A 14086-nucleotide genomic window follows, 5' to 3' on the forward strand; every position below is an offset into this window, starting at 1 on the left:
ATCTATTTTTTCAAATTCAAAATGTTTATATGCTATTAGGAACAACTATTCTATATCGGAAGTATACTTCCGACATATTACTTCCGACTGAGGTCGGTGATTTTTATTATTAAATATAGATGAGAAGATAAAATGGATGTAATGTTTAGTGCAGGTGATACAGCATGGGTGCTTATTTGCAGCCTTTTGGTGCTTTTAATGAGCATTCCCGCTGTAGCATTCTTTTATGGCGGATTAAGTAAACGTAAAAATGTTTTAAATACAATATTCTTAACTTTCATAGCATTTTCAATTGTAAGTGTTTTATGGGTTATTTTCGGTTATCAATTTGCTTTTGGTAGCGATATAAACGGTCTGATCGGAGCCCCAACAAATTTTTTCCTTCAGGGTATCGGATTGGATGACTTGAACGGAACAATTCCAACCTTGCTGTTTGTAATGTTCCAGTGTGCTTTTGCGGGTCTGACTGTGGCACTTATTTCAGGAGCATTGGTTGGAAGGATGAAAACAAAAGCATGGGTAATATTCACAATATTATGGGCATGCATCGTTTATGTCCCTGTAGCCCACTGGGTATGGGGAGGAGGATGGCTGATGCAGATGGGTGCACTCGACTTCGCGGGAGGTGCAGTGGTTCACATGAACTCAGGTGCAGCGGCATTGGCTGTCGCATTTGTATTGGGAAAAAGAAAAGACACTTCACTGATTCCTCATAACCTTGGATATGCGGTTTTAGGAGCTGCATTGCTCTGGTTTGGATGGATGGGATTCAATGGAGGATCAGGTCTTGCAGCAGATGGACTTGCTGCAAACGCAATTATCGTGTCAAACGTTTCAGCTGCAGTGGGATTGATTGTTTGGGCAGCTTTAGATACATACATTGTCGGCAAACCAACAGTTTTAGGTGCAATTTCCGGTGCAGTGGCAGGACTTGTAGCTATTACTCCTGCAGCAGGATTTGTAGATGTTCCGGGAGCTTTATGCATCGGTGCAGTAGCTCCATTCGTATCATACTTTGCAATATATTATCTCAAGGCAAGACTCGGATACGACGATGCATTGGATGTATGGGGAATACATGGTATGTCTGGTGTTTGGGGAGCTGTTGCTACAGGAATCTTTGCTGTTCCTTCCGTCGGAGGAGTTGCAGGATTGATTGCAGGAAACCCTAACCAGGTTGTAATACAGATTATAAGTGTGGTTGCCACCCTCGCTTACTCATTCATAATAAGCTTCATATTGGCTAAAGTATTGGACAAAGCAATGAACGGTATTAGAGTGGAAGACCATGAAGAAGTCGGAGGGCTTGACAAAAATCTTCATGAGGAATCCGCATACAATTTTAACTAGGTGTAAAAATGAAAAGCGTAGTTGCGATTATAAGGGAAGAAAAGTTTCAGGATGTTAAGAATGCCCTTCTGGAGGTAGGATGCGAAGGTATGAACGTATCTGAAGTGAAAGGGCGCGGAAGTCAAAGAGGAATCAAGGAATCATACAGGGGATCCAGCTACTGTATTGACCTGATTCCAAAAACACGTGTGGAAATTATCGTCAAGGAAGACGGTGTGGACACTATTGTTGAAGCAATCAAAAGAGGTGCACACACAGGAAACATTGGTGACGGGAAAATTTTCATCTATCCTGTTGACAATGTAATCAGAATAAGAACAGGTGAAGAGGGGGACAGAGCGGTGTAGCCTGTTTTCCTGATTTAAAAAACAAGAACAACTTTGTTCATATATCTCCCTGGAAATGGTGCCTTGATGCATTATTTCCTCCCTTTTTTTACGGAAATTCTCAGTTTTCTAACTTAAAGATTCAGTATCGGATAACAACGCCGCCAATGTCTGAAATGTCAACCCAGGTGGTGATTCCTTTAATCTCATAGAGATTGCCGTTGATGTATTCGTAGGAAACATCCTTATTGTCACTTACAAGATGAACGCTGTTTCCGTTAATGCTGTCAACTCTTTTTATGATTCCGCCGTATTCGTCTGACTCGGCCACAACAATATCTCCAACATTAACGTCATGGCTTTTGTTTACAAGAACCTTCTGGCCGTCCTGAAGGGTCGGAAGCATTGAAGTGCCGTCAACATTTACGATAATTGGAATCTGATTTTTTCCGATGCTTGAGTCAAGATTTATCTCGGCATCATCAAGCCCGTAACGGCTGCAGATGTCCTTAACGCCATTTTTATATTCTGAAATGTCCGAATCAGTGTCATTCATTATATTGACTGTGTAATCACAGATTTCCCTGTTTAAACTTTCAGTATCTCCTGCGGAAATGGAACGGGTTGTGACGCTGACGTTTTCACCGTCGATATAAACGTCCACGGTGTCATTTCCAAGATAGTTAAATGCAAAAAAAGCTATTAAAATAAGTATTATGAAAGCTAAAATCAGTTTTTTAGCCATTTGAATCACTCGTCCATGATGTTTAAATCCATATTCAGGAGAGCCTTCATTGTTTCGATATCAATCTGGCCGGGTGCTGTAACGTCAGTGCCGGCTGCAAAAGTAATCGGTGAATCGAATTTTGATGCCATGACTCTGGTATAGCTTCCCAGATCTCCCATTGAAATTGCAATGGTGTCCCTGCAGTGTGAAAGAACCGCCAGTATTGTCAATGTGTCCTCCAGGTTCTGCGGCATGAATGCAACCTTTGCAATGTCGCCCAGTTCCTGTTCCTTTTCAACAATATAGAGTATTTCATTGAGGTCAGGTGTCTTTTCAAAGTCATGATAGGAGACGATTGTTTTAACGCCGGTGTCATGGATTTTATTTATGTATTCATCGTCACACTGAAGCTCAATGTCAACATAGTCAACCAGATCTGCACATTCATATAAAATGTTGATTCTGTCATCTTCAGAACCCTTAAATGAGCCTCCTTCAGTGCTGATTCTGTTGGTGGCAATCATCGGAAAATTGATTTTTTCGATTGTATCCCTAATTTCTGAAATTTCAGGGTTTTTTAGAGCATCTATTCTAAATTCCAAGACATCCGCACCTTTATCAATACAATCGTTGGCCACTTCAATTACATCTCTGCAGTTTTCCTGAAATATCGGAATTGCAATTTTTGTTTGAGAATACATTACTAATATATTTAATGGGGCTTATTTATTAAATTTTCTTAAATCTTTATATAAAGTGAAAAACAAAATATATACCAATAAAATATTTATATTTTATTTATTAATTAATTGATAATAAAAGGTGTTAATTTGAAAATTACAGCTATAGGGGCAGATATATCCAGAAATGATGTATCATGCAGTTCCATGCTAGTAGAAACTATTGAAAAAAACCTTTACAAACTTAAAGAAGTAGGTGCAAGAGATGCGGCTTTAACTAATGTCACTGGTGATGATGTGGTGATAAGTGCATTTGTCGAAGACGATTTGCTTGAACCTGTCAATGAAGGTATTGTTAATATACTAAAAGAGAGTGCGGAAAACTTGGGAGATTTGTCTGGAATTTCACAAAACCCTGATGATGCGGGTGAAGGAATTTCATATGCTGAAGCAAAAATAAGGCCTGACAGATATCCTGACGCTATTGTTTTAGGTTTCGACACATATGGGGGAGAACCGTTTGTCGGGGATGTTGCAAACTCTGCAATTGAAGCCGCAAGGGGAATGAAAAATTTAACTGATGTGTCAGACTACATCGAACCGAAATCAAGGAAAATCCCTGGTGTCGGTTACGTTTCACCTGAAACCGATGACCCTGTCGTTGTGGCTACTGTTGAAAACATAGAGTCTGTTGGAGTAATAGCCAGCGCAATGATTGGTGCTGCACTTGGAAATAAAAATACTTATTTGGTTAAACGAGGAACAACCTGTAATGTATTGCCGGGCAGTGTAATATTTTCGGCTACTGCATTCATGAATGGTAATGTGATAGATTTGGCTGTTCCATTTGAAAATAAAACTAGAATTTTAAGATAGGAGTTAAATATTATGATTTTATTAAATGAAGACACAAAATGTTTAGTTCAAGGAATAACAGGTAAGCAAGGTTCATTCCATACAGAACAAATGTTGAAATACAATACAAATATTGTTGCAGGACTCACTCCTGGAAAAGGTGGCCAGAAATTCTTAGATCAAGTTCCGATTTTCAATTCAATGGAAGAGGCTACCGAAGAAGTTGACGTAAACGCTTCAATCATTTTTGTACCTGCAAGATTTGCAAAGGACGCTGCTTTTGAAGCAATCAGACACTTGGATTTGGTTGTCATTATCTCAGAGCACATTCCGGTCCATGACAGTATGAAAATCATGGCTTATGCAAAGCAGATGGGAACCACAATCATCGGACCTAACACTCCGGGAATCATCTCTCCTGGTGTCGGTAAGTTAGGTATCATGCCTACCCATATCTTCTCAGAAGGTAATGTGGGCGTAATCTCCAGAAGCGGTACATTAACATATGAAATCGCAAGCGAGCTTACCAATGCAGGAATCGGTCAAAGTACTGCTGTTGGAATAGGAGGAGACCCTGTAACCGGTGACAATTACGTGGACATCCTGAAAAGGTTTGAAAAGGATGACCAGACCGAAGCTGTTGTATTGATAGGTGAAATCGGAGGAACTGCCGAAGAAAGAGCAGGTAAATACATTGCTGATGAAATGTCAAAACCTGTCGTATCATACATTGCAGGAAGAACCGCACCACCGGGCAAAAGAATGGGACACGCTGGAGCTATCATTCAAGGATCTTCCGGTACTGTTGCAAGTAAAACCAAAGCTTTGAATGAAGCAGGTGTTGAAGTAGCTAAAAAACCATCTGAAATTGTAGACTTACTTAAAAAGGTTATGTAGATGTCAAATCAGGAAATTATCGATAAATTACTAAATGGTGAAATGAAGCTTTATCAGGTAGATAAGGAAGTTTCAGCCAAAGAGGCAACTGACATTAGAAGAGAGTTTTTAGAGCAAAAATACGATTTAGAACTTTCCAACATCTCAAATTATACATTGGATATGGAAAGGGCTTCTGCTCGTAACATTGAAAACTCAATTGGTGTTTTGCAGCTTCCAATGGGAATTGCAGGTCCATTAAAAATCAATGGTGAATACTGCAAAAGGGAGGTTTTTGTTCCTTTGGCAACCTCTGAAGGAGCGCTTGTTGCATCAATTAACAGGGGTGCATCAACAATCACTGCATCAGGCGGTGTAAATGCAAGAGTGATTTCAGACTGCATGACTCGTGCACCAGCCATCAAATGTGAAAATGCAAGTGAAGCATTAGAAATCAGGCAATGGTTTATTGATAATTTCGATGAATTAAAAGAGCTGGCAGAAAGCACAACCTCTCATGGTAAATTAATTAAAATTGACCCTATCTTAATAGTTGGAAGCTATGTATATCCAAGATTCGTTTTCTCAACCGGAGACAGTATGGGAATGAATATGGTGACAATAGCTTCTGAAAAAATTCTTGATAAACTCGCAGAAGAAACCTCTGCAACCCATATTGCATTAAGCGGTAATGTATGTGTTGATAAAAAACCTGCAGCCATAAACATTGTTGAAGGAAGAGGAAAAAGTGTAGTTGCAGATATATTGATACCTGAAGAAATAGTCGAAAAGAAACTCAAAACCACTGCAGATGCAATTGTTGAAGTAAACACAGCTAAAAACCTGATTGGTTCAGCAGCTAGTGGTGCAATGGCATACAATGCACATTATGCAAATATGGTTGCTGCAATATTTTTAGCAACCGGTCAGGATGCAGCTCATGTTGTTGAAGGATCTCTTGGAATAACCACAGCCGAAAACAGAAATGGGGACTTATATTTCTCAGTTAATCTGCCGGACTTGCCTGTGGCTACAGTCGGTGGAGGAACAAGTTTGGAAGTTGCACACGAAGGACTTGAGATTCTAGGTGTTGCAGGTTCAAATCATGCCCGTGAATTTGCAGAAATCGTTGCATCAACAGTTTTGGCAGGTGAACTGTCACTTGTTGGAGCATTGGCAGCAGGACACCTTGCAAGAGCTCATCAGGAACTTGGGCGAGGATAAAATGGACGAGCTTTTAGAGGATTTATATCCTGAAATTACTCTCGAAACAGATGATTTGATTATGGAAATATCTGTTAAGAAAGATTATTCTCAAATTGAAGATTTAGATAAAAGAAAAGAAGAATTTATCAATGATTTAAAAGATTTCATTAATGAATTCAGTGAAACTCCCGAATCAAGGGAGTTCATGGCTTTTTTTGATTAGTATCTGGATTCATACAAACCTGTATGAGTTCCATTATTTTTTTTAAACTTCTGAACCAAATGGTTCTGCTTTTTTTCTATCTGTAATATTATTTGTACAAAAAATTGAATGATTTAACTATATTTATATAGATATTAATTATAAATATAAACAGATTTAATGGATTTTTTTGATTTTTTTTTAAAATCGATAAATCATGTCCAATTAAACAGTTATCTAATTCAATTTCGATGGATAATTTAACGGAGAGTAGATTATGAATAAAAAACATATAATAGTTTTAATATTGGCTTTGATGTGTTTTTTAACAATAAATGCTGCATTTGCTAATGAAGTAAATGGTACGACAACATCAAGCGATAATTTAACTCAGGAAATAACGGACGTAACAGATGATATGGTATTGCAAGGGAGCAAATCTTTCAAAGATTTAAGTAATGACCTTGCGAATTGCCATGACAGTGAATTCAATGTGACAAGCGATTATCAGTATAGCTTTTTGGATTTGGGCTATTCTGACGGTATTGCCATTAAACGTGACATAACAATCAACGGTAACGGACACACAATAGACGGTAATAAACAGGCAAAAATGTTTTACATTACCGATGATAATCTTAATGTTATTATAAAGGATCTTACATTTATTAATGGTGAAACCTCTGAAAATGGTGGTGCAATATCCGGTAAATGTACTGTTATAAACTGTACTTTCATATATAATACCGCTTTCAATGGTGGTGCTCTTTACGGGCCATCTGCCATAAACTGTACTTTTAAAGATAACTTTGTAAATAATGATGGGGGAGCAATCTATATTGATTCTCCAGATGTCATTATTGAAAATTGTACTTTTGAAAATAATCATGCGAATCGATTAGGAGGTTCAATCGCAATCAATTCCGTTCTTAACGGCACTACAATATCAGACTCTACTTTCCGGAAAAACACAGCTCAGAAAGGTGGTGCTTTAAGCGTAGATCACTCTCAAAATCTAACTCTTTCAAATTCCAAATTCATAAGCAATGAAGCCAGCCTTGACGGTGGGGCTATACATTATGATTTTTCACTCCAAAACATACTGGATAACTGTTACTTTGAAAACAATATAGCAGATGGAAACGGTGGTGCGTTCACATGGATTTTAAGCAATGGTAATATTACCAATAGCAGATTCAATCGCAATACCGCAAAAAATAATGGTGGTGCAATTTATTTAAATATATCAAACACCTCAGTTTTGGTTGAACGCCAAGTTCTTACAGACTGTAACTTCACAGAAAATAGTGCAATGAATGGTGGGGCATTATATTGCAATGAATTTTACAGAATAACCGACGGTACTTTTAATTTCATTAAAAATTCCGCTAAGCAAAATGGTGGTGCTGTATACTGTGGGAATTTATCCTTTTTTTCAGATTCCCTATTTTTAAACAATACTGCACAGGAAAACGGAGGTGCTTTATACTGTAATGATTCCTGTTCCATCTTCGGTTCAAAGTTCATAAACAATTATGCGAAGGTCAATGGTGGTGCAATAGCTGCCAATAATCACAATTTCTTATTTGACAATCAGTTTGTGAATAACTCTGCAAAAACTGGTGGTGCAATGTATTGTAATGATTATGATACAGTTTCAAAAGCTGATTTCATTAACAATACTGCTGAAGATGACGGTGGAGCGTTTCATGGTAATAATTACTGTTTAGTATATAACAGCAAATTCAACAACAACTCCGCATACCATGGTGGTGCAGTTTATTTTGCAAAATATAATCAGGTCGCATTTACAGAGTTCACCAGAAATTATGCATATCAGGGACCTGCAATATTTACAGATGATATCCGCAATGTTATTAATAACACTGTCTTTTTGAAAAATAAACAGGAAGTCCCTATTGCTGAGTTTAAAAATGAAAATTACAATTTAACTCTTCAATTGTTAGATGGCCGTTACTTCTTTAATGCGGTTTATTCCTGGTTCCCACTTGACTGCCTCAACATTACCTACTGGAACGGCACAGTCACAACAGTCAGTGAACCTGACACTAAGGGTGGTGCCGGAATAAACTTGACTGTTGAAGTATACGATTCAAACAACAGTCTGATTAAAAAAGAGATCCGTCAAACTGATAAATACGGAAAATTAGTTTATGACTATTTCGATTTCGATGGTGGAAACTATACATTTAAAATAATTCATGAGGAGGATGACTATTACTCAGAATTTTCAAAAACTTATCAAACTACTGTTGCGGATTTCGCTAAACTTCAAACCCTGCTGTATTTGGCAAAAGATAGTGGAATAGTTAACTTGACACGCAATTTCACTTACTCCATTGGTTATGATACACTCAGAGAACTTGTGGTTTATTCTGAAAACTTAACAATTTACGGTAATGGATATACAATTGACGCTTCAAATCAGCCGGTTTCATTTTCCGCTCACCTGAAAAACATAACCTTTTTAAACTGTACTTTTAAAAACGGCATGGATTTCCACATAGTAGTATGGGAAAATGCTTTATTCTCTGACTGTAATTTTGAAAATTCAGGTTTCTTCAGGTGTAATAATGCTTCTTCATGTCAAATCATTAACTGTAATTTCGACAGCATTGAGGAAGGTAGCTATTTTAGTGCATGTGAGTTTGCGGATAATAATATTACAATCATTAAAAACTCCAACTTCACAAATAATTTTATAAACGGTGCCGACGGTGCTGCAATTCGTTTGAGAAATAATAATTATGAATTAATAACCGGATGTAATTTCATTAACAATACAGATGCAACTAACTATGCGGGTGCAATATACGGTACTGATTTGAAAAACTTTAATCTGGTTAACAGCAGTTTCATCAACAACACTGCAGGATATGATGGTGGAGCTCTTGTTTTAATTCCAATTGCTGATGCAATAATCAATATTGACGGATGTATTTTCATAAACAATACTGCAAAAGAAAGTGCAGGAGCAATTAAAGTTTATGGAGATTCTGTGATTAGGAATTCTGTATTTTTAAACAACAAGGCTGCATCCGGCACAGTTGAAATGAATGTCGTTGATTTAGATACAATATCAATCAGTTTTGAAGGACAAAATGATTATATCAATGCAATTGTCGCATACGGAAGTCAGACATTTGATAACGTTACCTATTGGGACGGTACAGTTACAAACACTAATGAAAAATCTCCGGTTAAAGCCACTTCCGGACAAAACATTACAATCAAGGCATTTGATAAAAATGACAATCTGATTTTCCAAACTGTCGAGAAAACAGATGAAAACGGTCAGTTGATTTATGCTATTTATAATTTGCCGTATGAAACAAAATATGTTGTATGTTACCATGAAGATGATGCCTACTATGCAAAATCAGCAAATGTCACACGTAACGTAACAAGGATGGCCGATTTTGATAGGCTTCAACTATTAATTAATGATGCCGGTGAAAATGGAGTTGTCAATTTGACAAGAAATTACACCTATGCTGAAGGCTTTGAAACTAGTGAGTATTTGTATCTTAATTATAACAATATTACAATCAACGGAAATGGTTACTCACTCAATTTCAACGAAACAGGATTTATATATATTAATGAAGCAAATGGAATAAAGTTAAACAACATTTCTTTCACTGGTGGAGAACGTCAAAGTGCTCTTATTTATGTTGGTGGAGATTGTGAAATAAATGACTGTAATTTCACAAACAGTAGTTTAGGTTCAGATAATGTTATTCATCTGTATAAAATCAATACTAATTTAGCAGTAAAAAATACCAATTTTATAAATATTACTGCAACTGCCATAAGATTAGATGATTTTACTTCCGCTTCAATTTACAACAGTCATTTCATAAACAATACTCAAGCGATTTCCGCAGGAGGAAATACATTTAACGGATATGTAAAAAGTCTTTTGATTAGTGAATCTAGCTTTACAAATAACTCAGATATCAATAATAGTGCTGCATTAAACTTAAAGGCAGATATTATCAAAATTGAAAATTCCAATTTTACAAATAACAAAGGAACTGATGGAGGAGCAATATACGCAAGAGCAAATGAGATCAGTGTAAGTGGTTGCGACTTCTTTAATAATTCTGCAAATAATAATGGTGGTGCGGTTTATATTGCTGATCCTAATAAATCTTTAAATGTAGACAATTCCACTTTCAGATTCAACTCAGCTGACATTGGACCTGCTATTTACTGTGCTGACGGAAATTGTACTTTGAATAATGTAACTGTATTGGATAACCGAGCACAGTCAGTATCATTATTAGAAGTTGAAACTACTGGAAATAATGATGTAGTCATGAAATTTGAAGGTAAGAATAATTATATTAATGGAATTTATTCAAATTCAATAGGATTCCATAATGTAGTCTATTGGAACGGGGAAATAGTAAACAGTGATGACGTTTATCCTGTTGAAAACCAGTACAGCGGACAAAAAATCAATATTGAAGTATATGACAGTAATGATAATTTAGTTGAAAATGTCACACTTGTTACCGATGGGCAGAATAAGGTTTATTATAAGTTAATCAATGGGGAAAATGGAAATTATTCATTTAAAGCTTATCACTTGTCTGATAACTATTATTCTTACATAGGCGGATGCAATGGAACATTTGAGAGTATCCGTCCTGGAAGTTCTGTAAACATCAATATTGTCAATGGAACAGAATTCACTTATTCAGATTGTAATATATCATTTGACATTATCAATAAAACTGTAACTAGGGTTGTTATAACAAATATTGGCGGAAGTCAAGTTTATATCAATCAAACAACCGATGATGATTATATTATTGTGGATTTAGACCCAAGTGAAGACTATTATAATATAACAGTCTATAATGAGTATGCTGTTGATTATGTGGGAAGTCATGATTCCAGATTATTTAAAATATTGAAGATAAAACCGTCAATTATCATTGATCCAATTCCAGATATTGTGTATAATAATGAGTTCGCTATTACTTTTGATGGTGAAAACTTCGAAAATGTCAATTTGACTGTGTTTGATGTATATGGTAATGTAGTATTTAGTAAAGTTTCTTCAAACAAATATGTGACTATTCCTGTGTTGCCTGTAGGTACATATAATGTCACCATAACTTCCGAAGAAGACAAGTATCATAGCAATGTTTCTAACTCCAGTAAATTCAATATCATCAAGGCATATGCTAATGTCACTGTTAGTGTTGATAATGTAACTTATGGTGATGAGTCTATGATTGTCGTTACTACTGATGTTGGTGGTGTTTATACTGTTGATGTTAATGGTACTGTTAGGAATGTTACTGTTGATGGTAATGTTGGTAAAGTTACATTGTCTTTAGGTGCTGGTAAGTATTATGCAAATGTGACTTCATTTGATAATGGTAATTATTCTATTAATAGTACTAATGCTATATTTGAAGTTTATAAAGCTATTAATAATGTAAGAGTTATTACTGCTAATGTTACTTATGGCAGTAAGTCTGTGATTTATGTTAATGCTGATGTTGATGGTGTTTATACTGTTGATGTTAATGGTACTGTTAGGAATGTTACTGTTGAAGGTAATGTTGGTAAAGTTGCATTGTTATTGGGTGCTGGTAAGTATTATGCTAATGTGACTTATCCAGATAAGGGTAATTATTCAACTATTATTTCTAATGCAGTCTTTGAGGTTTATAAGGCTGCGAATAATGTTCAGGTAAGTGTCGATAGTATTGTTTATGGTGAAAAAGCTGTGATTTATGTTGTTGCTGATGTTGATGGTGAGTATACTGTTGATGTTAACGGAACTATTACAGAAGTTACTGTTGTAAATAAGAGGGGCAACTTCTCATTGTCTTTGGACGCTGGCAAGTATTATGCTAATGTGACTTCTTTTGATGATGGTAATTATTCCATTATTAGTAATAATGAGATATTTGAAGTTTACAAGGCTATAAATAACATTAAGGTTATTGCTAGTAGTGTTACTTACGGCAATGAGTCTGTGATTTATGTTGTTGCTGATGTTGATGGCAATTACACTCTTGATTTGAATGGCAATGTCAGTACAATTGAAGTTGTTGATGGCCAGTATTCCAGATCAATGCGTCTTGATGCAGGCAAGTATTATGCTAATGTGACTTTTGATAATGATAATTATGATAATATTATTAGTAATGCTGCGTTTGAAGTTTATAAGGCAGTGAATAATGTTTATATAACTGTTAGCAGATCCATGTCTAGTGATGAAGTGATTCTACAGGTTGTTGCTGATGTTGATGGTAATTATACTCTTGATTTTACCGGTGAGGTCAGTACAATTGAGGTCATTGACGGTAACTATTCTGTTTCATTAATTCTTGCTCCTGGTAAGTACTATGCTAATGTGACATTTGATAATGATAATTATTTAAATAAGATTTCCAATATTGAATTTGAGATTGGTGACACTGTAAATAATGTTTATGTTATTGCCAATAGTGTTACTTATGGTGAAGAGTCTGTGATTTATGTTATTGCGGATGTTGACGGCGTTTATACAATTGACGTTAATGGCACTATTGGAACAGTTAATGTTGTAGGTAATCTGGGTAACTTTACACTGTCTTTAGGTGCGGGAAGCTATTATGCAAATGTGACTTTTGATAATAAAGATTATGATAATGTGATTTCTAATGCTGTGTTTGAGGTTTATAAGGCTGTAAATAATGTTTATGTTATTGCTAATAGTGTTACTTATGGTGAAAAGACTGTAATTTTCGTTGCTGCTGATGTTGATGGTGTTTATACTGTTGATGTAAACGGAACTATTACAGAAGTTAATGTTGTCGATAAAGTTGGTAACTTTACATTGTCCTTGGATGTTGGCAGGTATTATGCAAATGTGACTTATGAAAACGCCAATTATTCAAATGTTATTTCAAATGATGAATTTAGGGTTCATCCTGCTGTGAATAATGTAAAAGTTACTGCTAAGAATGTTGTTTATGGTAATGATGTAATTATTGAGGTCATTGCTGATGCTGATGGTGTTTATACTCTTGATGTGAATGGTACTGTCAGTACAATCAATGTTGTAAATGGTACTGGTTCTAAATCAGTGCGTCTTGGTGCAGGTAAGTATTATGCCAATGTGACCTTTGATAATGGAAATTATTCTAATATTATTACTAATGCTGTGTTTGAGGTTTATAAGGCAGTGAATAATGTTAAAGTTAATGTGGCAAATGTTGTTTATGGTGAGAAATCTGTGATTGTGGTTTCTGCTGATCTTGACGGTGTTTATACTGTTGATGTTAACGGAACTATTACAGAAGTCAATGTTGTAGGAAATGTCGGTAACTTTACACTGTCTTTAGGTGTTGGTAAGTATTATGCAAAAGCTTACTCTTTTGAAAGTGATGATTATGTTTTCAATATTACCAATGCTTCATTTGAGGTTTATAAGGCTGTGAATAATGTTCGTGTTATTGTTAATAATGTTATTTATGGTGAGGAGTCTGTAGTTGTTGTTTCTGCTGATGTTGATGGTGTTTATGTTCTTGATTTGAATGGTAATGTCAGTGAGATTAATGTTGTGGATGGTAAGTATTCTGTTTCAGTGCTTCTTCCTGTTGGCAAGTATTATGCTAATGTGACTTTTGATAATGGTAATTATTCTTCTGTTATTAATAATGCCGTCTTTGAGGTTTATAAAGCTGTAAATAATGTAAAAGTTTTCGCTAATAGTGTTTCTTATGGAAATGATGTAGTTCTTGTGGTCGTAGCTGACGTTGACGGTGGTTATAAGCTGGATGTTAATGGTAATATTAGCAAAATCAAAGTGGTTAACGGTAATTATTCTACC

Annotated in this window: 9 protein-coding genes; 7 read left to right on the forward strand and 2 right to left on the reverse strand. The window is 35.8% G+C overall.

Going from position 1 to position 14086, the window contains the following annotated elements; translation table 11 throughout:
* Window positions 1-132 precede the first annotated feature (132 nt).
* Both ACKI30_RS06785 and ACKI30_RS06790 read left to right on the forward strand, forming a co-directional pair.
* Window positions 133-1350 (forward strand): ammonium transporter, encoded by a 1218-nt coding sequence (locus ACKI30_RS06785; RefSeq protein ID WP_407411022.1) that lies wholly within the window; start codon window positions 133-135, stop codon window positions 1348-1350.
* Window positions 1351-1358: 8 nt separating this feature from the next.
* Window positions 1359-1697 (forward strand): P-II family nitrogen regulator, encoded by a 339-nt coding sequence (locus tag ACKI30_RS06790; protein ID WP_407411024.1) that lies wholly within the window; start codon window positions 1359-1361, stop codon window positions 1695-1697.
* Window positions 1698-1818: 121 nt separating this feature from the next.
* Here the strand turns inward: ACKI30_RS06790 and ACKI30_RS06795 are convergent, their stop codons facing one another.
* Window positions 1819-2421, reverse strand: coding sequence for a S24 family peptidase (locus ACKI30_RS06795; protein ID WP_407411026.1), 603 nt, complete (start codon window positions 2419-2421; stop codon window positions 1819-1821).
* 5 nt (window positions 2422-2426) lie between these two features.
* Window positions 2427-3104: a type I 3-dehydroquinate dehydratase gene (aroD, locus tag ACKI30_RS06800; protein WP_407411028.1), complete on the reverse strand. Its 678-nt coding sequence runs from the start codon at window positions 3102-3104 to the stop codon at window positions 2427-2429.
* A gap of 129 nt (window positions 3105-3233) precedes the next feature.
* Here aroD and ACKI30_RS06805 point away from each other — a divergent pair, with 129 nt between their 5' ends.
* From ACKI30_RS06805 to ACKI30_RS06825, 5 genes are all read left to right on the forward strand, one after another.
* Entirely contained in the window at window positions 3234-3959 is a 726-nt protein-coding gene (locus ACKI30_RS06805; RefSeq protein WP_407411030.1) for a hypothetical protein, read from the forward strand.
* Between the two features lie 12 nt (window positions 3960-3971).
* Window positions 3972-4835 carry a succinate--CoA ligase subunit alpha gene (gene sucD, locus ACKI30_RS06810; RefSeq protein WP_407411031.1) on the forward strand — a complete coding sequence of 288 codons (864 nt, stop codon included), beginning with the start codon at window positions 3972-3974 and terminating at the stop codon, window positions 4833-4835.
* Complete coding sequence (hmgA, locus tag ACKI30_RS06815; protein ID WP_407411033.1) at window positions 4836-6038, forward strand: hydroxymethylglutaryl-CoA reductase (NADPH); 1203 nt, start codon at window positions 4836-4838, stop codon at window positions 6036-6038.
* Window position 6039: 1 nt separating this feature from the next.
* Window positions 6040-6243 (forward strand): hypothetical protein, encoded by a 204-nt coding sequence (locus tag ACKI30_RS06820; protein WP_407411035.1) that lies wholly within the window; start codon window positions 6040-6042, stop codon window positions 6241-6243.
* Between the two features lie 256 nt (window positions 6244-6499).
* On the forward strand, window positions 6500-14086 hold a 7587-nt coding region (locus ACKI30_RS06825; protein WP_407411037.1), incomplete at its 3' end, for a hypothetical protein.

Source organism: Methanobrevibacter sp., from assembly GCF_045539575.1.
In the GTDB taxonomy this organism is placed as follows: Archaea; Methanobacteriota; Methanobacteria; order Methanobacteriales; family Methanobacteriaceae; genus Methanocatella.